Annotated in this window: 18 protein-coding genes and 2 pseudogenes; 15 read left to right on the top strand and 5 right to left on the bottom strand. The window is 71.2% G+C overall.

Going from position 1 to position 22,127, the window contains the following annotated elements:
- Nucleotides 1-2: 2 nt before the first annotated feature.
- From OO47_RS38185 to OO47_RS28450, 4 genes and pseudogenes are all read right to left on the bottom strand, one after another.
- A pseudogene (locus OO47_RS38185) lies at nt 3-167 on the bottom strand (IS5 family transposase); the annotation flags it as partial.
- A 22-nt stretch (nt 168-189) separates the two neighbouring features.
- A pseudogene (locus OO47_RS33645) lies at nt 190-828 on the bottom strand (transposase family protein); the annotation flags it as partial.
- 64 nt (nt 829-892) lie between these two features.
- The gene (locus tag OO47_RS37025; RefSeq protein WP_158708711.1) at nt 893-1,186 is read right to left on the bottom strand and encodes a hypothetical protein; all 294 of its coding nucleotides are present in this window, start codon (nt 1,184-1,186) and stop codon (nt 893-895) included.
- A 42-nt stretch (nt 1,187-1,228) separates the two neighbouring features.
- The gene (locus OO47_RS28450; RefSeq protein ID WP_030221159.1) at nt 1,229-2,431 is read right to left on the bottom strand and encodes an IS110 family RNA-guided transposase; all 1,203 of its coding nucleotides are present in this window, start codon (nt 2,429-2,431) and stop codon (nt 1,229-1,231) included.
- 658 nt (nt 2,432-3,089) lie between these two features.
- On the opposite strand from OO47_RS28450, the gene OO47_RS28445 reads away from it, so the two are divergent.
- From OO47_RS28445 to OO47_RS28400, 10 genes are all read left to right on the top strand, one after another.
- On the top strand, nt 3,090-3,893 hold the full coding sequence (locus OO47_RS28445; RefSeq protein WP_199812352.1) for a class I SAM-dependent methyltransferase: 804 nt from the start codon (nt 3,090-3,092) through the stop codon (nt 3,891-3,893).
- A gap of 1,457 nt (nt 3,894-5,350) precedes the next feature.
- On the top strand, nt 5,351-6,532 hold the full coding sequence (locus tag OO47_RS36520) for a hypothetical protein (protein WP_051716319.1): 1,182 nt from the start codon (nt 5,351-5,353) through the stop codon (nt 6,530-6,532).
- 1,104 nt (nt 6,533-7,636) lie between these two features.
- Nucleotides 7,637-7,828 carry a hypothetical protein gene (locus OO47_RS28435; protein WP_030221152.1) on the top strand — a complete coding sequence of 64 codons (192 nt, stop codon included), beginning with the start codon at nt 7,637-7,639 and terminating at the stop codon, nt 7,826-7,828.
- A 43-nt stretch (nt 7,829-7,871) separates the two neighbouring features.
- On the top strand, nt 7,872-8,063 hold the full coding sequence (locus OO47_RS28430; protein WP_030221150.1) for a hypothetical protein: 192 nt from the start codon (nt 7,872-7,874) through the stop codon (nt 8,061-8,063).
- 381 nt (nt 8,064-8,444) lie between these two features.
- Complete coding sequence (locus tag OO47_RS28425) at nt 8,445-10,151, top strand: alpha/beta fold hydrolase (protein WP_234323327.1); 1,707 nt, start codon at nt 8,445-8,447, stop codon at nt 10,149-10,151.
- Nucleotides 10,148-10,726 carry a hypothetical protein gene (locus tag OO47_RS28420; RefSeq protein ID WP_030221144.1) on the top strand — a complete coding sequence of 193 codons (579 nt, stop codon included), beginning with the start codon at nt 10,148-10,150 and terminating at the stop codon, nt 10,724-10,726. The genes OO47_RS28425 and OO47_RS28420 overlap by 4 nt, the downstream gene beginning before the upstream one ends.
- Nucleotides 10,727-10,776: 50 nt before the next feature.
- Nucleotides 10,777-11,532 (top strand): class I SAM-dependent methyltransferase, encoded by a 756-nt coding sequence (locus OO47_RS28415; protein ID WP_030221141.1) that lies wholly within the window; start codon nt 10,777-10,779, stop codon nt 11,530-11,532.
- Nucleotides 11,529-13,256: an ABC transporter ATP-binding protein gene (locus OO47_RS28410; protein ID WP_030221139.1), complete on the top strand. Its 1,728-nt coding sequence runs from the start codon at nt 11,529-11,531 to the stop codon at nt 13,254-13,256. Before OO47_RS28415 ends, OO47_RS28410 begins: the two co-directional genes overlap by 4 nt.
- Nucleotides 13,253-14,737 carry a phytoene desaturase family protein gene (locus OO47_RS28405; RefSeq protein ID WP_030221136.1) on the top strand — a complete coding sequence of 495 codons (1,485 nt, stop codon included), beginning with the start codon at nt 13,253-13,255 and terminating at the stop codon, nt 14,735-14,737. The genes OO47_RS28410 and OO47_RS28405 overlap by 4 nt, the downstream gene beginning before the upstream one ends.
- On the top strand, nt 14,734-15,585 hold the full coding sequence (locus tag OO47_RS28400) for a nuclear transport factor 2 family protein (RefSeq protein WP_030221133.1): 852 nt from the start codon (nt 14,734-14,736) through the stop codon (nt 15,583-15,585). Before OO47_RS28405 ends, OO47_RS28400 begins: the two co-directional genes overlap by 4 nt.
- Here the strand turns inward: OO47_RS28400 and OO47_RS28395 are convergent.
- Nucleotides 15,570-16,397 (bottom strand): M23 family metallopeptidase, encoded by an 828-nt coding sequence (locus OO47_RS28395; RefSeq protein ID WP_033210586.1) that lies wholly within the window; start codon nt 16,395-16,397, stop codon nt 15,570-15,572. The two genes, OO47_RS28400 and OO47_RS28395, sit on opposite strands and share 16 nt — an antisense overlap.
- 146 nt (nt 16,398-16,543) lie before the next feature.
- Between OO47_RS28395 and OO47_RS28390 the strand changes: the two genes are divergently transcribed.
- From OO47_RS28390 to OO47_RS28370, 5 genes are read left to right on the top strand one after another with little or no spacing between them, the layout of a single operon-like run.
- Complete coding sequence (locus OO47_RS28390) at nt 16,544-17,587, top strand: beta-ketoacyl-[acyl-carrier-protein] synthase family protein (RefSeq protein WP_051716317.1); 1,044 nt, start codon at nt 16,544-16,546, stop codon at nt 17,585-17,587.
- Nucleotides 17,584-17,865, top strand: a complete 282-nt coding sequence (locus tag OO47_RS28385) for an acyl carrier protein (protein ID WP_030221125.1) — start codon at nt 17,584-17,586, stop codon at nt 17,863-17,865. Before OO47_RS28390 ends, OO47_RS28385 begins: the two co-directional genes overlap by 4 nt.
- Entirely contained in the window at nt 17,849-19,003 is a 1,155-nt protein-coding gene (locus OO47_RS28380; RefSeq protein ID WP_051716316.1) for an acyl-CoA dehydrogenase family protein, read from the top strand. The genes OO47_RS28385 and OO47_RS28380 overlap by 17 nt, the downstream gene beginning before the upstream one ends.
- Nucleotides 19,000-20,079, top strand: coding sequence for an HAD-IIIC family phosphatase (locus OO47_RS28375; RefSeq protein WP_030221119.1), 1,080 nt, complete (start codon nt 19,000-19,002; stop codon nt 20,077-20,079). The genes OO47_RS28380 and OO47_RS28375 overlap by 4 nt, the downstream gene beginning before the upstream one ends.
- The gene (locus OO47_RS28370) at nt 20,069-22,123 is read left to right on the top strand and encodes a non-ribosomal peptide synthetase (protein WP_051716315.1); all 2,055 of its coding nucleotides are present in this window, start codon (nt 20,069-20,071) and stop codon (nt 22,121-22,123) included. The genes OO47_RS28375 and OO47_RS28370 overlap by 11 nt, the downstream gene beginning before the upstream one ends.
- The last annotated feature ends 4 nt before the right edge of the window (nt 22,124-22,127 follow it).

Below are 22,127 nucleotides of genomic sequence, written 5' to 3'. Positions count from 1 at the left end.
GCTCAATGATTGACGTGTGTGAGGGGTCGGGGGCTTGGTCGGGTTGCCGGTCGGCCGCGGGTGAGTCGGTGGACCATGATGCCGATCACGGCCCAGCGGATCATGGTCTCGGAGTGTGCCGGCTGCTGCTCGTAGTCGCGGGCGAGGCGGCGGTGTGCGGCGATCCACGGCAGTGAGCCTTTTCCAACCTCACGCTGATGCGTGGTGAAGGACGAGGACGGCCTTCACCACGTCGGTGATTCGGTTGGTGCTGCAGCGGAGCTTCCGCAGGAGACGCCAGCCCTTGATGGTGGCCACGGCCCGCTCGCCGTGGCAGCGGATCTTGACGTGGGTGGTGTTGTGGCGACGCTTCTATCTCTTGAGGCCGCGGCCCCGAAACGGTACACGGACAGGTCCGCCGGCGCCTTGATATGCCTTGCCCGTCCAGCATTTGAGTTCCGCATCGGCGAGGGCTTCGATGATGCCGTGCTGCCGCGCGGCGGTCGGGTCGTGAGTCGAGCCGGGCAGGGCTGGCGAGGCCCAGAGCAGACGGCCGAACGGATCGGTGAGGACCTGGACGTTCATGCCGTGGCGTTTGTGTTTCCCGGAGTAGTACGGGGTGTCGGCGGCGATGCGATCGATCGGCAACAGGGTGCCGTCGAGGATGGCGAACGCCTTCGCCCGGACCGTCCGCACCGCCTCGGCCAGGGATGGGGCGAGGGCGGCCAGGGCCTCGACGGCTTCACGTATGTAGCGGTAGACGGTCGCGATCCCGATGTCGAACCCGGCAGCGAGCTGGGCGTAGGTGTCACCGCACCGTAGATGGGCCAGGACGAGCAGTGCCTGACGTGCGGGGGGCCCCTATCTCTTTGGTCAAGCTGTTGGGGTGCCCCCGGTGGCGGCGGAGCGTGCGTCAGCCATCCGCCGCTGTGTCGATGCCTGCGTATTCGTAGATCCAGCCCGCAGAGGTGTCGGGGGCTCGAACTGCCAGGTAGATGTGTTTGGCGGCGGAGTTCCAGGGTCCTGATGTTCGACCGGTGCGACCTCGGAAGCCTGCGGGTGGCAGTCCTGACTGGTCGAGCTCGACGATTTTGGTCCGTCCGTGGAAGGGGCCACTGACGACCTTGATGCCGACGGTGTTGTTGACGGTTTCGCCCGCGAGCCAGCGACGGATGAGTGCCAAGTGCTCGGAATTCTCGTCCCCCATGGCCGTAGCCGACCATGAGCTTGGGCGGAGGGCAAGCAGGTCTCAAGTCGCTCGGACGGGTTGGGGTTCGTAGAAGGTTCCGTCCCGGAGCATCGCGAAGAGGACGTCGGCTCGTCGTCTGGCGAGGCAGAGCAGGGCCTGGGTGTGATGCTTGCCCTGGGCGATCTTCTTGTCGTAGTAGGCCCGGGATGCCGGGTCGCCCAGGGCGGCGAACGCGGAGAGGAAGAAGGCCCGTTTGAGCTGCTTGTTTCCCCGTCTGGAGGGTTGCTCGCCGCGGATCGATGAACCGGAACTCCGGGTGGCAGGGGCGAGACCGGCATAGGCTGCGAGGTGGCCGGCGGTCGGGAAGGTGCTGCCGTCGCCGACCTCGATCAGGATGCGGGCTCCGGTCCTGACGCCGACTCCCGGCATCGACGTCAGGACCTTCGAAAGAGGGTGGTCCTCCAGGAGTTCCTCGATCCGCCCGGCCAGCAGTTTCCGCTGGTCAAGCACAGCGGTCAGGGACCCGGCCAGGCTCGGGACGATCAGCGTGGCCGCCTCGGTCCCCGGAACGGTCACGGTCTGCTCGTCCAGGGCGGCGAAGATCTCCTCGACCAGACGCTCGGCCATTCGCGGTGCCTTCGGCCGCAGCAGCGTGACCAGCCGCCTTCGACCCGCCTTGCGTATCTGTGCCGGTGACCCGAACCGCTCCAGTAGCGTCAGGACGGCCGGGTGCTGCAACCGCGGCCCCAGTACCCGTTCCAGCGACGGGTGGATCTGGGTCAGCAGGCCGTGCAGCCGGTTCGCGACCCGGGTGGCCTCGCCGGCCAGGTCGTCGTCGAACCCGACGATCATCTCCAGCTCGGCGATCGTCTCGTCCTCGCCGTCGATCGCCCGCAGCGTGTGCGGCATGGCGCGGGCCGCGTCCGCGATGATGAACGCGTCCTTCGCGTCCGTCTTCGCCTCACCTGGGTAAAGGTCGGCGATCCGCCGCATCGTCAGCCCTGGCAGGTAGGCGACCGGGCAGCCCATGTCGCGGGCGACTGCGAGCGGCAGGGCTCCGATCGAGGCCGGCTGGTCGACCACGACCAGCACCGTCCCGTGCTTGGCCTGAAGTTTCGCGAACAGCTCGCGGAGCTTGGGTTCGGTGTTGGGCAGGCGCTTGTCGAACGCCTTCTTCCCGGCCGGGGTGACGGCGGTGGCGTGGTGTTCGCCCTTGCCGACGTCCAGGCCGAGGAAGACGTCGATGTCGCCGGTGTCGATCACGCGCAGGCCCCTCCATCACGCTTTTCGTCCGGCTTTGCCTGGGCACCGAGCTGCCACATCCACGTTACGGAGAGCTCTTCCGGCCTTGGGTGAAGCCGGTGCTCAAGCCCCTCATCAGCGGTCCGTCGATGCCTCCGAACCCGGTGACACCACCCCCCGGATCATGAACAACAAGGGGGGGAAGTCATGCCGGACCCGAAGGTCGGAGGCCCCGTTGCGGAGCCACGAAAAAGGTAACGGGGGGGGAAAGGCGCCGCCACCGCATTCCGATCTCCTGACGCCGGGCTGTCAGTTGTCCGGTCAGGAACCGCAAGGTGCGGCTGGACGGATCGATCGAGGACGGGGAGGCAACCACACGAAGCTCCTGGCCGACGTGGGTGATCTTGGTTGAGAACCCGTCTACCAGGAGCTTGGTCGTTGCGCAGGACAGTCCAACTCGCGGTCAGACACCGCAACTGCGCCCATCGTGGCCGATGCGGCGCTGGTGGAGTAGGGACCTGCGTCGGTGCGGCGTGCCGCGGTTTCCCGTGAAATCCGGTGGAGTCTCAGCGACCGGAAGTGGTTGGGTCCTGCTCAATGCTTCGCTGACACGGCCCGGCACAGTGCGAGGCGCAGGGACCGAATCGCAGGCGCGGTCTAGCCCGCGCGTCGTCGAGTGATGGAGGTTATCGCGGTGGCTGGCTATGGGGCGCTCTCCGACGTATACGAGTGGCTGATCGGGGACGACAGGCTGACCCCCGCCCAGGCAGCCGCCGTTTACTACAGCGATGTCGTGGGCTCTCTGCCGTCCAACGCGCGCGTCCTCGACTGCGCGTGTGGAACCGGCCAGCTCGCCGTCGGTCTCGCGAGTCTTGGCCTGGACGTGGTTGCCGCAGACGCCAGTGATGGGATGGTTCGCCGGACCGAGAAGGCCGCCGACGAGCAGGGTGTCTCGCTTCGAGCCCTCCGCGCGAGCTGGGACGAGCTGCCCGACCACCTGGAGGACTCCACGTTCGATCTGGTGTTCTGCGTCGGCAACTCGCTCGGGCACGCCGAGGGCGCAGCCGAGCGCCTGACCGCACTGGAAGCGATGTCGCGGCTGCTGAACCCGGGCGGACGCCTTGTGCTCCACTCACGCAACTGGGAGCTCGTGCGCTCCGCCGGCTCACGGGTAGACGTCCGCGATCGACTCATCCGCCGCAACGACCGCGATGCGGTCGTCAGCTACTACTGGCAGATCGAGCAGCGCTGGGAGCAGGAACACTTCCTCGAGATCGTGGTCGCCCAGATCGAGCCGGATGGGGCAGTGCGAGCCTGCTCGGAGCGGTTGTCCATCTGGCCCTACCAGTACGAGGACCTCGTGGCGCAGTTGCGGAGTGTCGGGCTCACGGTGCAGTCCACCACCTTCGACCCCGAGAGCGATGGATACCTGGTGGTCGCCGGCCGCGACCAGGCGCGAGGCACATCGGAACCGGCGCGCTGATCCGTCTTCCATCGTCGTTGCCGACCTGCCGGCTCGCGACCGTCTGCAGCGCTTCGCGAAGTGTTCAGCGCTTGAAGCGCTTGAAGCGCTTGAAGCGGTTGCTGCGGGTGCGGTCCTCACCCTGTATCTGACCTGCTCAAACTGAGGTTGGAAACAGCTCAGTGTCTGCACGGCTACCGCAAGGGTTTACCCGCAAACCAAACCGCCGCGGTATGAAGCGTATTTCGGGTGGCCGTAGGGTCTGGATGAGAAGGCCACGTGAAGGTGGCAGTTGAATCTCGAGAAGAGGGAGAATCGTGAAGCGTAAGCTTGGAAGTGTTTTAGCTGTCGCTGCCCTTGCGGCCTCCGCCGCCGTAGTTAACGGGGCAAGTGCGTCTGCGAATTCGGTCGACGCCAGGGCGATGCGATGTAGTGTCGTGTGGAACGACTCCAACACCGCGGGTGTCAAGTGTACGGGCGGCGGTGCCTTCATCGGAGTGGCACTCTGCAAGAACGGAAAGACTGCTCAGGGGGCAAAGGCGGCTGCCGGCACTACCTCGTATGCCTACTGCACGTCCGTCAACTCCTCCTTGAAGAAGCCCGTTCAGGCGTGGGGTGTACAGGCCTGAACGGGCTGAAGACTGTTCTGCAACTCTCAGCACCGCTTGCCGATGTCCGGTTCAACCCGCTGGCCGGGGTCCAGTCGAAGGCGCGATGGGGATGGTAACCGGACAAGCCGATCCGTCTATGGCGACTCGACATCCTCTGCTCTGAGTTATGGGACAATGCCTGGCGGGGCCGCTCGATCGTGCTGCTGCCGATGCGCCGGACGGTGCCCTCTCTTTCTCCGTGTCGCCGCGGCGAGGGGGCGAGGCTCCACCGTGGTCGTGGGCGCTCGGATGCCGGCTGTTCACCGCTTCCCGGCTGCCCGTCCACTGGCTTCCTGTCCACCCCTGTACGGGAGGCGGCGGCCGCATCTCGGGGCCTGTCCCACCCCCGGCGCCCCCAGCGAAACCCCCCGCTCATGCGGGGGGTTTCACCGTTCCCGGGGGGTCCTTGTCGATCACCCGTCGGAGTGAATCTCTCCCTCGCGTACGCGAGCGCGGATCCAGCGGCACACCCCCAATCCCCCTGCCACGAACACCTATTTACACATTGCATGAAAATCCGGCATCTTTCGGTTCCGGTCCGGTCGGCGGGCCGCATGCCGGTGCGAGACGAGGAGCGAGAGATGTGGGAGGCGTACGGCGTGTGCGAGGCGGCGGGCCGCCTGAAGGTGTCGGTGGCGGCCTGGCGGTGGGCAGCGGCCTCGGGGGCGTCCCGGCGCCGGATGCCGGGCCGGGCCGGTGGCCGCGGGCCGTGGTGGAGGCCGCCGACGCGGAGGGCATCCGCGCGGCGCTCCCGGGTCCGGCGTCGGCATGGTGGGCGGCGGAGCGGCTGACCGCAGCGCTGGGGGAGCCGTTGCCGTTCGGCCGCCCGTGACCGCCACGGCGATCGGCCACCTCGTCCGCGCCGGCCTCCTCGCCTATCTCGGCGCCGACACCACCACCCCGGACGTGCACCCCGAGCAGGTCGCCGCCCTCGCGCGGCGCCGGGACCTGCCCGCCCTCCTGGATCGCCATGTTCCCCTTGGCCCCGACCGGGCCGCCCGCCGCCTCGGCGTGCGCCGCACCGAGTGGGACCAGATCGTGCGCCTCGGCTGGATCACCCCCATCGGCATGGTGGGGGTCGACTGCAAGCGTGCCCGGGGCGGGGTCATGGACGTCCTGTTGTATTCCGGTCGGGACATCGCCCTGCTGCCCGTCGTACGCCCGTCGGTGGACTGGTGGGCCCTGTGCGCTCTCGCCCTGGGCCGCCGCTCCCGGCTTACCGTGCTCGCCCCCCTCGGCCCCGGCCCGGAGGGGGGTGCGGTGTTCCTGGCGGAGGTCGTGCGGATGGCGGGGGTGGGACGGGCGGTGGTGGTGAACTGGCACCGCCGCCACGACGACTTCCCCGCCCCTGCTCCCGCTGCCGGGGCCGGTACCCGCCCGTGGTTTGGCCGGGCGGTGGTGGTCGCCTGGCTCCTGGCCCACGACAAGATCGCCGTGCCCGTGGACATGCCGTCGGCCACCTTGACCGTGTGGTCCGGCGAGGAGAGGGAGTGCCGGTTCCGGCTTGATGACCCGGTTCTGGAACTGCCCGACGACGTGGCCGATGAAGACCGCCTGACGGGCTGGATCAGCGACGCTGAGGCTGACGCTCTGGCCGTGCTCGCCGCCGCCTACGCCGGGGTGTCCGTCCGTCGTCTTGTCGTGCCTGTCGCGCCCCCGTTTGCGGTGCCGGGCGGGGTGCGGGTGCTTGGCCGGTTCCGGTCCGGGTCGGGAGTTCTTCGCTGTCAGATGAGAGAGGGGTTCCGCTTGCCGTGGCATCACGCCGGTGTGCGGCCAGGTCAGCCGGCGGCCGGTGGTGGGATCGAGGGGCCGGGAATCCTGATCGTTGTGCTGTGCGGTCGCGTCGGCCCTTCCGGTGACTCCGTGGTGGGCGACGTGCCCGCCCGGCTCGTTCCCGGGGGTGAGCAGGTCGCCGGGCGTGACGGTGGAGCTGATGCGGTGCCGCGCACCGCGTCGAAGCCGTCCTTGCCGCTCCCGCAACGACGCCACAGCTCGTCGACGAAGACGTGACTCTCTTGCTTCTCGCATGAGCGCCCGATCCGTCGCGCCGTGGGGAAGGCGACTATCCCGGGTAAATATGCCGGAAGCCTTGGGCGCATCCACCTTCAAGGGGCAAACGAATTTTCGCCACCTTTCAGTTCAGTCTGGTTTCGTTCGAGGCGGCCACCAGGTTTTAGCCAGGTGGCTTACGGGTGGGGGTATCCGAGCCTTGGGTCGCAATGTGGCGTGCGTCGTACTCGTAAAGTATTGCCCAAAGGCAGGTGATGTCCTCATTGATCCGAAACGCTTGGTTTCGGGCTCGCTTGCTGCGCGTGAACGGTCGGGTGAAGGATGTGTGGACGTGATCGTCGGACACGCGGGAAATCGTGCGGCTGACGCCGTTGTCCGTGCTGGTGGAGGGTCGGAACGGGGTGAAGGAGGAAGGTGTGTCCGGGTGCCGGCCGGTGCTCGGCCCACCGCTCGAAGGCCGTACGGGCATGGCTCGCCGGCCGTGAGGGCCAGGTCGGTCCGTACTTCCTGACTTCCGGTTCTTCCATCGCCGGCCGCGCCGGCCCCGCATCGTGCACGGGTGCTTCGGCGGCCGACGCGTCCGCTGGGGCGTCGACGGGTGACCTCCATGATCTTCCGGCCGGAATTAGGTGCTATATGGACAACCTTTACTGGTGCTTTAACTCGGGCATCTTCCGGGAACGGGCACGTAGGGATGCGTCCGGAGCGTCAAGATCTTTAGGTCGGCCGTGCCGGATCAAGTCAGAAGGTTCTGGTGGCCTGTTGCAGGCGATCGATCGTCGGCTAGCGTGATCCGCGCACCATGGGAACAGGCACTCGAAAAACGGATGCCGACGTCTTGACGAGCCGTCAGGCGTTTGTTCCGGGTGGCACGGGCGTGGAACCGGTTTTGGAGGCGTCGCGCGATCACGGAAACGGGAATCAGTGATTCCGGCTTTCTTTGTGACGCGCGTAGGTCGAGAGTCGTGCACCTCGGTCGACGGGGTCCTTCGACTCTTCCGGCACAGTGCGGCGAGCAACCCCTTTCATGTCCTGCGGCCCGGGAGGGCCTTCGGTCCCAGCTCGGACGTCTTACTCGCCACGAACAGACGGGAGATACCGGTAATGGAGCACAAGATCGCCGGATTCATGAACACGCAGGACTTCGGCACCCTGGAGCAGGGCTACCAGGACGACGCCGCGGCGCCGGTCCTGGCCACCCCGGCCGCGGTGGCCACCTGCTGGTACGTCGGCGGTGCCGTGGTCGGCGCCGGCGCCGTGGTCGGCGCCTACGTCACCGGCCGCGTCAACGGCTGACCCCTTTCCATCCCGCACGACCGACTCTCAGGAGGAAACCGAAATGAGCAGGATCGTGGACAGCGTCGTCGCTGTCACCCCGCAGCACCTCTCGGACGAGGCGCACGGCGAGTTCGGCGCCATGATGCCCGTGCAGGCCACCCCGGCGCTGATCGCTTTCGGCGTGGGATTCGCCGGCGGCGCGGGCGCGGCGTGGGTCACCGTCCAGGCGTACGAGGCCGGGGCGAACGACTGAGTGCTCGCTTCCGAGTGAGCACCGCGCGAGGAGTCCTGGCGACTTCTCGGGAACACCCTCCGGGAGCTTGAGTCCGGAGGCGGAGAGACCTGCCGGGCCACGCTGGAATCGTGGCCCGGCAGGCACCCGATCCTACCGTTCGGTAGCACCCGCAGCCGATTCGACGCGGAGTAAAACTTCGGTATGAATGTCTTAAAGCGGCTTTCCCGTGCGATTTTTTCCCCGATACCGATTTCACGAACTCGCGCGATCGGCATATCGGAACGCCTCGCAGCTCTCTCCAGCCTCTCCTCGTCCCTCGAATACCTGCACCAGCACCGGAACCTGAGGCCGGGCGGCCTCAACGACTGGGACATCATGAGGCAGACGCCGGAGAGCAAGATGCCGGCCATTCAGAAGCTCACCGACCTGGTGAGCGGCAGGCGCACCACGATGGCCCTGCACGCCTCGCGCGTGGCGTGCAGCCTGGCGATGCTCGCCCCCGGCAACAGCCGGTGGCGCGCCGCGGGCGACCTCTACCTCGGCCTCACGACCACCGTCCTGCAGGCCCGCCACCGCTACGGCACGGACGGCTCCGACCAGGTGGCCACCCAGGTCCAGGCGGTCACCGGCCTCGCGCGGCTGTCCCGCAGCCCCGAGGTCCAGGACGCCCTGATGTGGTACCTGGCGATCCAGGCGAACATGTCGTACTCGCTGTCCGGCCTGGCCAAGCTGGCCGGGACGAAGTGGCGTGACGGCTCCGCCCTTCCCGGCGTCCTGCGCACCCGCACCTACGGATTCGAGCGCGCCTACCGGCTGACGCAGCGCTACCCGCGCGCCAGCAAGGTCACGCAGCACGCGGTCCTGGCCATGGAGTGCCTCTTCCCCGTCGTCTACCTGGCCGGCGGGCGAATGACCCGGCCGATGATCGGCGCGGTCGGCAGCTTCCACGTGGTCAACGCCTTCGTGATGGGACTGGGCCGCTTCATGACGGCGTTCCCCGCGATGCACCCGATGGTCGCGTACACGTCCGCGCCCAAGACGTTCCCGGTGGTCGCCGGCCGCGACGACCGGATGATCAAGACCGCCCTCGTGCTCCTCGCGGCCGGGGTCACCGCCGCGGGTGTCGTGGCCACGCAGCGCCGCGCCCACGCGCTGGCCGGCTGGCCCAACTCCCGTACCGTCACCACTCGGTACGGCAACACGCTCTCGTACGACGTCGGCGGCCAGGACCTGGCCGACCGTCCCGTCCTGGTCTTCAGCCACGGCCTCGCCTCCACCACCGAGCACTTCTCGTGGATGATCGAGCGGCTCGCGTTCGACATCGGCCAACCGGTGCTCAGCTACGCGCGCGCGGGCTACGGGCCCAGCCGCCGGCTGCGGGACGCCCCCTATTCCGTACAGGAGTCGGTGGACGACCTGGAGGACCTGATCCGCGGTGCCCTGCCGGACGACCGCAAGGTGGTGCTCGTCGGGCACTCCCTCGGCGCCGAGCTCAACCGCCGGGTGGCGCAGCAGCTCGGCGACCGGGTGGCCGGCGTCGTCTACCTCGACCCGACGCACCCGGCGCAGCTGATCCGGTCGGACCGGCAGCGGCGGGGCAGCGAGCTGTTCACCACGTCGCTGGCCGAGCTGGCGCGCTGGACGCGACTGGGCACCGGCGCCCTGATGACCCGCCCCCGCTGGGTGGACCACCTGCCGTACTCGTACCGGGACAAGGCTTTCGCCCTCTACACCGACGCGCGTCTCTGGCAGGCCGCCTCCCGCGAGTGGACGGCCGTCCGCGCGGAACTGGAGGCCTACGAGGGCGAGCTGCCCCCCGTACCGGCCCCGGGCCTGGTCGTCGCCGCGCAGGTCACGGTCGACATGGATCCGGACCAGCTGCTCATGTACCACGACCTCGTCCGCTCCCACCAGGAGGCCGGCAGCCACGGCGAGGTGACGGTCGTCGAGCGGGGCGGGCACGACACGATCCTGACCGACGCCCGGCACGCGCGGACGGTGGCCGACCTGATCGCGGGCTTCGTGGAGGAGCACTGCACACCGCCGGCCGGCGCCGGCGGCGAACCGGCCGGGAGCGTACCGGAGAAGGTGGAGGAGTCGAAGTGAAGGCCGCCGCGTTCCTCAAGGACGCCCTCACGGGACCGGGCGCCGTCACGCGCGCGGCGGGGGCCGCGCTGCTCCTGACGACACTGGCCGCGCAGCACCCGCACCCGGCATTCGAACGCGGGCGGAACAAGGACCTGTTCTCGCTCGTGCCGAACTGGAAGTTCTTCGCGCCGAATCCCGCGACGCACGACTACCACTATCTCTACCGCACCCTCGACGAGAACCGCGAGACCTCGCCCTGGATCGAACTGGACCTGATCGAGAACCGCCGGATGATCCAGGCGTTCTGGTTCTCGTCCCGGCGGACCGAGAAGGCGGTCTTCGACATCTGCAGCGCCATCATCAAGAACATCGCGAAGGGCGAGGACCCGACGGGCTCTCCTTCCTTCCGGGTGCTGACCGAGTTCATCAGAAAGCAGATCAGGGACGCCCAGGACGTCTCCGCCGCGCGGGGATTCCAGTTCTCCGTCGTGCGCGCCAGCGGTCATGACGACAGCGAGGACCCCGAGGTCCTCTACGTCTCCACCTACCAGCCGATGGTCGCTGCCGCGCCCGGATTCCTGAAGGCGGCCTGAGGGCCCGGCATTCCGCACGGCGGCACCACTCACACAGGAACGGAGAAGCGATGACCATCGCGGACATCGGGTACGGCAAGCAGTTCGACGGCTGGTACGACCGCATCTTCCAGGACGACGCCTCCACCCGGGCCACCGTCGACGGACTCGCCGCGCTCCACCCGGACCCCGCCTCGGGGACGCTGGAGCTCGGCGTCGGCACCGGCCGGATCGCCCTGCCCCTGTCGCACCGCGTCGGCCCCGTGCTCGGTGTCGACTCCTCGCCGGAGATGCTGGCCGCCCTGGAGAAGAAAGGCGACAGGGGAGAGGTGACCGCCGAGCTGGCGGACATCCGGACCTATCGCTCCGGCCGCGAGTTCGGCCTGGTCTACTGCGTCTGCTCCACCCTCTCGCTCGTCCTCGACCCCGACGGCCAGCGGGAGGCGATCGCCCGCGCCGCCGAGCAGCTGCGGCCCGGAGGCCGTCTGGTGGTCGAGGCGCACAACCGGCCGGGCGTCGTCGCCCAGCACGAGGGCCGGACCCGCGCGTCGATCTTCCTGCCGTACCCCGAGCCGAACACGGCCATCCACCTGCACGCGATGCTCGTGGCGGACCAGCGGATCTGGCAGGTGTCCACGGTCTGGTACGAGGCGGACGGCACCCACCGCATCGGCACCGAGACGGTGCGGCTGCTGACGCCCGACGAGGTGGACGGGTACGCCCGGGACGCCGGCCTGGTCCCCGAGGGGCACTACAGCGACTGGGAGCGCAACCCGTACGTCCCCGCCGCCGGCCTGTTCATCGCCTCGTACACCAAGCCCGCATGAACCTCCGGGAGATCGTCCGCGGCCACCGGGCCCTGCTGATCGCCGGCGTCGGCATGGGCCTGGTGGGCGCGGCCGCCACGCTTGCCCAGCCGTGGATGCTGGGCCGGCTGATCGACGGCGTGGCGTCGGGCGAGCCGATCGCCGGCACCATCACGCTCATCGCGGTCTTCTTCGTCGCGGACGCGGCACTCAGCGCGGGGCACGCGTACGCGATCGGCCGGGCCGGCGAGAACATCACGTTCGACGTGCGGCGCGTCCTCGGCGGCCGGCTGCTGCGCAGCCAGTTCCCGCACTTCTCGCGCCTCGAACACGGGGACGTCTTCGCGCGGACCGTGTCCGACACCTCCATCGCCTGCCTGGTCATCACACAGGCCCTGGCGCAGGTCGTGTCCTCCGTGTTCATGGTGATCGGCTCGGTCGTCCTGATGGCCCGGCTCGACTGGAAACTGCTGCTCGTGACGGTCGCCTGTCTGGGCCTGGCGAGCGGGATCGCGCTGCTGCTCGCCCGCCAGGTGCGGGTCTCCGCCCTCCAGGCCCGGCAGAACGTGGGCGCCTTCGGCTCCGGCCTGCAGCGCGTGCTGGGCGCGATCACCACGGTCAAGGCGTCGCGCGCGGAAGAGCGGGAGACCGAGGAGCTGGGCCGGCTCGCCGGGCGGGTCCGGGCGAGCGGGATCCGGGTGACCGGGTTCAGCGCGCTGCTGACCCCGATGATGAACGTGGGGACGCAGCTGTCGCTGGCCGTGGTCATCGCCTGGGGCATGGCGCGGGTCGCGACCGGTTCGCTGTCGCCCGCCGACCTCACCGCGTTCGTGATGTACCTCTTCTACGTGGTCGCGCCGCTGGTGATGCTGTTCATGTCGATCGGCCAGATCCAGCAGGGGCGCGCGGCGGTCCAGCGGGTCAAGGAGCTGGGCGGCATCCCGCAGGAGGAGGAGGGCGACGCCCGGGCGGTGCCGGAGCGCCGGCCCGTCGCGGACACCGTCCCGGCCGTCGAGTTCGAGGGAGTCGGCTTCGCGTACCGCGAGGGCGCGCCGGTCCTGAACGACGTCTCCTTCGCCCTGCCGCGCCGCGGCCTGACTGCGATCGTGGGTCCTTCGGGCGCCGGCAAGACGACGATGTTCCAGCTGATCGAGCGCTTCTACCGGCCGGAGTCCGGCACGATCCGGGTCGGGGGCCACGACACGGCCACTCTCGAGCTCGCCGAACTCCGCGCGATGGTGGGGTACGTGGAGCAGGACGCACCGCTGCTGCGCGGCACGATCCGGCAGAACCTCACGTACGCCAATCCGGAGGCGGACGACGCCGACATCACCCGGGCGCTGCGGCTGGCGACCCTGGAGGAGTTCGTGGCCGGACTGCCCGACGGTCTGGACACGGAGCTCGGCGAGCGCGGAGCCGGTCTCTCCGGCGGCCAGCGGCAGCGGCTCGCGATCGCCCGCACGATGCTCCAGCGGCCCGAGGTGATCCTGCTCGACGAGGTCACCGCGCACCTGGACAGCGACACGGAGGCCGCGCTGCGGGACACGATGACGGAGGCGGCGGGGGAGTGCGCGGTGCTCGCCATCGCCCACCGGCTGTCGACGGTGGTGCACGCGGACCGGATCCTCGTCGTGGAGGACGGCCGGATCCGGACGATCGGCACCCACCACGAGCTGATCGAGACCGACGAGGTGTACCGGCGGCTCGCCGGGCAGCAGTTCGCCACCGAGGCGGCGCCCGCGTGAGCCGTCCCGACGTCGAGGTGGTCGGCAGCGGTCCCAACGGGCTGGCCGCCGCCGTCACCATGGCCCGCGCCGGTCTGACGGTGCACGTCCACGAGCAGGCCGACACCCCCGGTGGTGGCCTGCGCGGGGAGGCGCTGTTCGACTCCGAGGTGTGGCACGACGTGTGCGCGGCGGTCCACCCGATGGCGGCGGCGTCCGCCTTCTTCCGTGAGTTCGACCTGGGAGCACGCGGGGTCGACCTGCTGCACCCGCCGGTCAGCTACGCACACCCGCTGGACGGCGGTGTCTCCGGGCTCGCCCATCGCGACCTGGCGCGGACGGCGGCCGGGCTCGGCGCGGACGGGCCGCACTGGCGGCGGTTGATGGCACCGCTGGTGAGGCACAGTAGGGGAGTGACCGACTTCGTGCTGTCCGGCCAGCGGACCCTCCCGGAGGACCCCGCCGCACCCGCACTGCTCGGTCCCCGTCTCCTGAACCACCTCTTACGGGACGGCGGGCTGCGCACCGAGGCCGGCCGAGCCCTGCTCACAGGGGTCGCCGCGCACGCGGTGGGGCGGCTGCCGAGCCTTCCGGGCGCGGCCATCGCGCTGCTGCTCGGGCACCTCGCCCACGCGAGCGGCTGGCCCCTGCCGCGGGGCGGCAGCGTCCGGATCGCCGAGGCGCTGGTGGCAGACCTGCGGGCGCACGGCGGTGTGGTGCACACCGGTCACCGGGTGACGGACCTGGCCGAGCTGGACGCCCCGGTGATCATGCTGGACACGACGCCGAAGGGGCTGCTCGCCCTGGCGGGGAACCGGCTCCCGGCGTCCTACCGGCGGGCATTGGGCCGGTTCCGCTACGGCCCCGGCGCCGCCAAGGCGGACTTCCTCGTCAGCGGGCCCGTGCCGTGGGCCGATCCGGAGGTGGGACGGGCCGGGACCGTGCACCTGGGCGGCACCCGCGCGCAGACGCTGGCCGCAGAGAACGCCGCAGCCCGCGGCGAGCCGACCGACGAGCCGTTCGTCCTCCTCGTCGACCCGGCGGTGGCGGACCCCGGGCGCGCGGTGCGCGGCCGCCGCCCGCTGTGGGCCTACGCACACGTGCCGAACGGCGACGACCGGGACCCGGTGCCGCTGATCACCCGCCGCATCGAGAGGTACGCCCCGGGCTTCGCCGACACGGTGATCGCCGCCCGGGGCATCTCCGCGGCCGCGTACGAGAGGTACAACCCGAACTATCCGGGGGGCGACATCGGCGCGGGGGCGATCACGCTCACGCAGTCCGTGCTCAGGCCGGTGCCCACCTGGAACCCGTACCGCACGCCGCTGGCCGGCGTCTATCTCTGTTCCGCGTCCACTCCGCCCGGGCCGAGCGTGCACGGCATGTGCGGCCACCTCGCCGCCCGGGCCGCCCTGCGGCGCGAGTTCCACCTGTCCACCCCGCCGCCCCTCGGTCCGGGGGGTGGTGCCACGTCCCGCCCGACAGCCAGGAGAACAGCATGAGTACCGCCCACCACACTCTCGCCGCCGAAGACTTCACGGGATATCTGCGCACCTACCACGCCGACGCGTTCGACGGTTCGGAGCCGGTCGAGCAGGTGTGGGACCGCTACCACCTGCCCGAGGGGACCCACGTGGTCAACGGGAAGGTGTGGGACCGCAAGAAGCTGCTGCGCGACATCGAGTCGCGGCGGGCCCTGGGCGCGCCGTACGAGCTCCACATCCACGAGGTGAACGTGGAGGGGCGCCTCGCCGCCGCGCGGTACACGGTCAGCACGCCGATGCTGTGGAAGGTGCAGAGCGCCACGCAGACGGCGGTCTTCGCGGAGATCGCCGACGACGGCCGGGTGGCGCGCACCACGACCTTCGCGACGACGGGAGCCGGCTGGTCCGGTGCCGGGGGGGAGACGACGTACGACAGTGCGGCCCGTCCCGCGCCGGGCACGGTACCCGCGCCGCGGCCCGACGCCGGCGTCGAGCCGACGCCGGCGCAGGACCCCGCGCACTTCCTGCACGCCTACTACGCGGACGGGTACGAGAGCGCGCTGCCGGTGGCCGAGGTGTACGACCGGCTCTTCACCCCCGACGCCGTGCACGAGATCGGGGGGAAGACGCTGCAGCGGTCAGGGGTGCTGAAGGCGCTGGAGGAGGGCCGCGCCCGGAAGCACACGTACCCGGTGGAGGTGCACGAGGCGCTGCGGGACGGCAACCGCTTCGCGGCCCGGTACACCACCAGCCGGGGCGGCAAGCCGTCGAAGACCCAGGAGGTCTTCGTCTTCGGCGAGTTCGCCGAGGACGGCCGCGTGAGGTTCGCCCGCTTCCTGCTCGAACCGGATCACGGGGCGCTGTAGGGGACCGGCGGGAGCGAGTCGACCGGGACGAAGCAGGTGTTGTCGGCGGGGGCGCCCTCGTGCTCCTCGCCGTCGTCGTCCCGGAACCGCCAGGTGAAGCGGAGGCCGCGGGCCGAGGTGATGTCGGGGCCGTCCATGAGCTGGAAGTGCAGGTGTGGTTCGGCGGAGTTGCCCGAGTTGCCGCACTCGGCCAGCGTCTGGCCCCGCTTCACCAGGTCGCCCGCGGCCACCTTGACCGAGTGCCGCCGCAGGTGCGCGAAGACCGCGTACACGCCGTCGCCGAGGTCGAGGACGACGTGGTTGCCCAGCAGGTGCCGGGGGCTGCCGAGGGAACGGACGAAGGTCTCGGCGAGGACGTAGAACAGTCCCCACAGCGAGGTGCGCGTGAGGTGGTCGCGCTGCCGGTCCGAGACGGACACGACCCGGGCGTCGGCGGGCGCGAACAGGGGTTCGCCGAAGGACGGGTAGGACTCGGGGCGACGGGCCACCGGCCAGAGCCAGACGGGCTCCGGCGCCGGGCGCCGGGCGAGGTCGATGGCATAGGTCTGCGCGAGGTTGTGGGTGTGGCTGGGCACCTTGGTCGCGGGGCCGTTGCGGGCCATCCAGCGACCGGACACCGGGATCGCGAGCGGCAGTGGCGGGACCTCGTCACGCGGCCGCTGACCGAGGGTCATGGCACGGCGCATCAGCAGGCCGCCGACGAGCAGGGCGATCCCGGTGAACCATAACGGGCCCATGCCCTGACGGTTGACGAGGATGCACACGGCACCCGCGGCGACCACGAGGCCGTGGCGTTTCCAGAGGGATTGCACGATGGCGCCTTTCACGGTGGGAGACGTCGGGAGGACCCCAGCATTCCAGATGGGGGACCTCCAGAATTAAGCTATTACGTACTTGCGCAATATCGTATATCCTCTCTAGTGTTCCGCTGACGAAGCGTCGAAACCCGGGGAGCCACATGGGCGCCGAGGGCACGTTCCGCACCACCGCACCGAGGGTCGCGATCAACGCGGTCGGCCGGCACCTGCCGGACTGCCCCCGCCCCCTCGCGGACCTCCCTGAACTCGCCGGGCTCGACGAGGCCGAACGTCTCACCTGCCACGGACTCGGCATCGACACCGTTGCCGTCGACGACGGACTCACCGCCGCCGGCCTCGCCGAACGGGCCGCCCGCGACGCCCTCGACACCGCCGGGATCCCGGCCGCCGCGCTCGGCGCCCTGATCCTCGTCGAACCGCGCGCCCCCGAGACCCTGATCAGCTCCGACGCCACCCGGCTCCAGCACGCGCTGGGCGCGGACACCGCGCTCACCTTCTCCGTCGGCGGACTCGGCTGCGTCTCCTCCACCCCCGCTCTGCTCACCGCCCGCGGCCTGCTCGCCGCCGACCCCGGCCTCGGGCCCGTGCTCGTCGTGCACGGCAGCAAGCCCGCCGCCGCCCGGCGCTATCGACACCCGGTGACCGTCAACGGCGACAGCGGTCTGGCGCTCCTGCTCGGCCGCCCCCGCTCCGCCGCGCCGGTCCACCTCCTCGACCTCGTCCAGCGCACCAACGGCCGCTACTGGGACCTCTTCGGCCTGGAGTACCGCGACCGCCCCACCGCAGAATGGCGCGAGAAGTGCTCCGACCCGCCGGGCTACTCCTTCCGGCTGGCCATGGAGACCAGGAACCGCCTCGCCGAACTGGTCGCCGAACTCCTCGCGCGCAACGGGCTCACCCGTGCCGACATCGCCGGTTACGCCAGCCAGAACCTCTCGGCCGGCGGCCTGGCCTTCATCGAGGAGTCCCTCGACATCGCCCTGCTGCCGTCCTGCCGGGACAACCTCCGCGCCCTGGGCCACCTGGGCGCCAACGACACCTTCCTCAACCTTTCCACCGCCCTGGACCGCAAGGAACTGGCCGAGGGCGACCTCGCCGTCCTCGTCAACGTGAGCCCGGTGGCGGCATGGAGCGTCCTGCTGGTCGAGACGGGTCCGCCGAGCGGACCGGGGAGCATCGCATGAGCCGTGGATCCGCAGAGACCCTCGACGAGATCACCCGCTTCCTGACCGAGGCCCTGCGCAGGGAGGTCGGCCCCGACGACGACTACTTCGCCCTCGGGCTCGTCGACTCGCTGTTCGCGCTGGAACTCGTCACCCACGTCGAGGACCGGTTCGAGCTGACCGTCGAGGTCGAGGACCTCGATCTCGACAGCTTCCGCACCGCCCGCCGCCTCACCGCCTTCGTGCACGCCAAGAAGGCCGACGCCGAAACCGCCCCGGTCCATGCCGGCGACAGCTGAGGCGGACGGCGCGACCGGGACCTCGCCCCTGGTCGCCGCCGCCGCCGAACTCGCCGCCCGGGCCCGGGAACCCGCGAGCCGGTGGGACGCCGAGGGCCACGTGCCGCCGGACGTCCTGCGCGCCCTCGCGGCCACCGGCCTCCTCGCCGCCGATCTCCCCTCCCGGCACGGCGGACGGGACCTCGCCCCGGCCGACCTGGGAGAGGTCGCCGCCCACCTCGGCGGCGTCTGCAGCGCCCTGCGCGGCCTGCTCACCGTCCAGTCCATGGTCGCCGCGGCACTGCTGCGCTGGGGGACCCGGGCCCAGCGGGCCGACTGGCTGCCGCGCCTGGCCGACGGCACCCTCACCGCCGGTTTCGCCGCCACCGAGGACGGGGCCGGCAGCGCGCTCGGCGAGGTGACGACGGCCGTCGAGGACTCCGGCGACGGACTCCTCGTCACCGGCCGCAAGAGATGGGTCACGTTCGGGGAGAGCGCCGACGTCCTGCTCGTCCTCGGCCGCCACGCGGAGGGACTCACCACCGTCCTCGTCGAGACCGACCGGCCCGGCGTCCACCGGGAGTCCGTCACCGGCCAGCTCGGCATGCGCGCCGCTGGGATCGCCCACGTCACCCTCGACGGTGTCCGGATCCCCGCCGACCACCGGATCGCCCCGCCCGGCGCCGGACTGTCGCACGTCGCCGCGACCGCCCTCGACCACGGCCGCTACACCGTCGCCTGGGGCTGCGTCGGCATGGCGGAGGCCTGCGTCGCCGACGCCGCCGCGCACGCCGCGACCCGGCTCCAGGGCGGGGTGCCGCTCGGCCGCCACCAGTCGGTCGGCGCGCTCCTGGCCCGGAGCGCGGTCCGGGCCGCCGCCGCCCGCGAACTCGCCGCCCGGGCCGCACGCGCCAGAACCCGCGGCCCCGGTCACGGCGTCACCGAGACGATCATGGCGAAGTACGCGGCTGCCGACGCCGGCGCCGAGGCCGGCCGGGCCGCCGTGCAGGTCCTGGGCGCCGCCGGCATCGCCCCGGACAGCCGCGCCGGACGGCACTACCGGGACGCCAAGGTCATGGAGATCATCGAAGGAGCCCAGGAAGTGGCCGAATCCCATATGGCCGAACAGCTCTTACGCCGCTTCGGAGCGGTCACGTGACCGCCCCCGCCGCGCGGCCCACCGTCAAGTGCCTCGTCTGGGACCTCGACGACACCCTCTGGGACGGCGTCGTCCTGGAGGGCGACGTCCCCCCGCCCTTCCCGCCGGCGGCGACGACCCTGAAGACCCTCGACTCCCGCGGCATCCTGCACGCCGCCGTCAGCCGCGGCGACCACGACACCTCCACCGCCCACCTCGACGCCACCGGGCTCGGGGAATGGTTCTGCGCGGCCCGGATCGGCTGGGGCGACAAATCGGTCGCCGTACGGCACATCGCCGAGACCCTCAACATCGGCCTCGACACCGTCGCGTTCATCGACAACGACCCCGCCGAACGGGCCGAGGTCGCCGCCGCGCTCCCCATGGTCCGCTGCTACCCCGCCGACCTCGCGGGGCAGCTCCCGGAACTCCCCGAATTCCGCCCCGCGCACGTCACCGCCGAGGCGGCGGGCCGACGCCTGCTCTACCGCACCGAATGGCGCCGCCGCCAGGCCGAGGAGGAGTCCGGCGGCGACCGGCGGGCGTTCCTCGCCTCGCTCGGCCTCGTCATGGAGATCGCCCCGGCCACCGAGGGCGACCTCGCCCGCGCCAGCGAACTCACCGTGCGCACCCACCAGCTCAACAGCACCGGCCTGGTCTACGGCGAGGAGGACCTGCGCCGCCTGATCGCCGCACCCGACCACCAGGTCAGGCTCGCCCGGCTCAGCGACCGATTCGGCGACTACGGCGTCGTCGGCCTCTCCGTCACCGAACTCACCCCGACGGAGTCGGTGCTGAGACTGATGCTGATGTCCTGCCGGGTCGCGTCCCGGGGCGCGGGAGAGCTGATGCTCTCCCACATCGTCCGGCAGGCCCGCGCCGAGGGCCGCAGACCCGTCACCCACTTCGTACCGACCGCGGTCAACCGCACCATGCTCGTCACCCTGCGGTTCGCCGGATACGCGCCCGTCGCACGGGACACGGGCGACGGGGCGCCGATGGTCCTCGAAGTGCCGGCCGACCACCCGGTCCGCGAGCCCGGCAGCCACGTCCGACTGCTCGTCCGCCCCGCACCGGGAGGCCGGAGTGACCGCTGAGCGGGCCGGAACGAGCGAGCGGACCGAGAGGACGGGAGCGCCCGCCGGCCCGGTCCACGGGACCGGAGCGGCCGGACGGGGCGAAGGCGCCGAAGCGGCCGCCGAGGGGGCGGACGTGACCGCCGGGCGGGCCGGCAGGGCCCCGGCACCGACGGTGCCGCTGCTCGACGCCTTCCTCGCGCAGGCCGACCGCACCCCCCGCGCCACCGCCCTCGTCGTCGGCGACACCGTGCTCCGCTACCGCGAACTCGCCGACGCCTCCACCGGACTCGCCGCGCGACTGCGCGCGGCCGGAGCCCGCCCCGGGACCACGGTCTGCCTCCGGCTCGAACAGAGCGCCGCCGCGGTCGTCGCCGTCCTCGCCGCGCTCCGCGTCGGCGCCGCCTGGGCCGCGCTGGAGCCCGACCTTCCCGAGGCCAGGCTGCGGGCCCTCCTGCACGACACCGACTGCGCCGTCGTCATCGGCGGCCGGGACGACCGGACCCTGGCCCGCCTTCCCCACGCGCCGCCCCTCCTGCCCGCCGAGGACCTCGATCTCACCGCCCTCGCCGAGGCCGGGGCCCGCACGGCCGCATCCGCTGCGCCCCCGGTCCCGGAGAACGCCCCCGCCTACCTCGTCTACACCTCGGGATCCAGCGGCCCGCCCAAGGGCGTCGTGGTCACCCGCCGCCAGCTCGCGGACTCCGTCCGGCCGCGCGGCGCCGTCTACGGCACCGCCCCGTCGGTCTTCCTGATGGCGATGCGCCTCTCCTTCGACGGCATGCTCGCCGGCATGTTCTGGTCGTTCTCCCACGGCCACACCCTGCTGTTGCCGACCTCGCGCGAACTCCGGCTCGCTCCCGAGTTCACCCGGCTCGCCCACCGCCACCGGGCGACCCACCTCATCGTCGTGCCGTCCTACTACCGGCTGCTCCTCGCCGGCCCCGAGCGGCTCCCGGACAGCCTCCGGGTCGTCGTCGTCGCCGGCGAGACCTGCACGCCCGAACTGGTCAGGACCCATCGCGCGCAGCTGCCGGACGCCCGGCTCGTCAACGAGTACGGGCCCACCGAGACCGTAGTCTCCTGCACCGTCGAGAGCCGGCCCGACCCCGACGCGGAACGCGTCCCCATCGGCCGCCCCTGGCCCGGCGCCACCGCCCACGTCCTGGACGACCGACTGCGCGAGGCGGACCCCGGCGAGCAGGGCGAACTGTACGTCGGCGGAGCCTTCGTCGCCCTCGGCTACGCCCGCGCGCCCGGCCTCACGGCCGAACGCTTCGTCGCCTCCCCGTTCGGCCCCGCCGGAGCCCGCCTCTACCGCACCGGCGACATCGCGCACCGAGACGCCACCGGGGCCCTGCACTACCACGGCCGGATCGATCAGCAGGTGAAGATCCGCGGCGCCCGCGTCGAACTCGGCGACGTCGAGGCCGCCCTCGAAGCCCACCCCGACGTCGACCAGGCCGTCGTGACCTGCACACGACCGGCGGACGGCGAACCGGTCCTGACCGCGTTCCTCACCCCCGCGCCGGACCGGACCGTCCCCGCCCCCCGTGAACTGCGCCGTCACTGCCGCTTCCACCTCGTCGAGCAGGCGCTGCCGCACCGCTTCGTCGAGCTCGACCGGATGCGGCTCACCTCCACCGGCAAGGCCGACCGCAGGTCGCTCGCCGCCCTCGTACCCGCCCCGGGGGAGCCCGGCTCCCGGCTCGCCGACGGGGACGAGGACGGGGGCGAGCGGACCGCGCCCCGGCCCGGGACCGAGGACGGGCCGTCCGCGTTCCGGAACACGGTCCGGAAGATCTGGGCCGAGGTGCTGGGACACGAGGACGCGGGCCCCCACGACAACTTCTTCGGCGTCGGCGGCAACTCGCTCAAGGTCATCGAGCTGTACAGCGCCCTGGAGGAGCAGTGGCCCGGAACGGTACGCGTGGGGGAGTTGTTCGACCTCACCACCATCGCCGCGCAGGCGGCCGCCCTCGAAGAACGGACCGCGAACACCGGCGACGCCGGCCCCCCGCCACCGCCGTCCGCCCGCCCCGCCCCGGTCGCCTACGAGCTGTGACGAA

Origin of the sequence: Streptomyces bikiniensis, assembly GCF_000716625.1 — a bacterium.
Taxonomy (GTDB): Bacteria; Actinomycetota; Actinomycetes; order Streptomycetales; family Streptomycetaceae; genus Streptomyces; species Streptomyces bikiniensis.
Note: the sequence above shows the minus strand (reverse complement) of the source record. Positions and strands in the feature narration are given on the sequence as shown.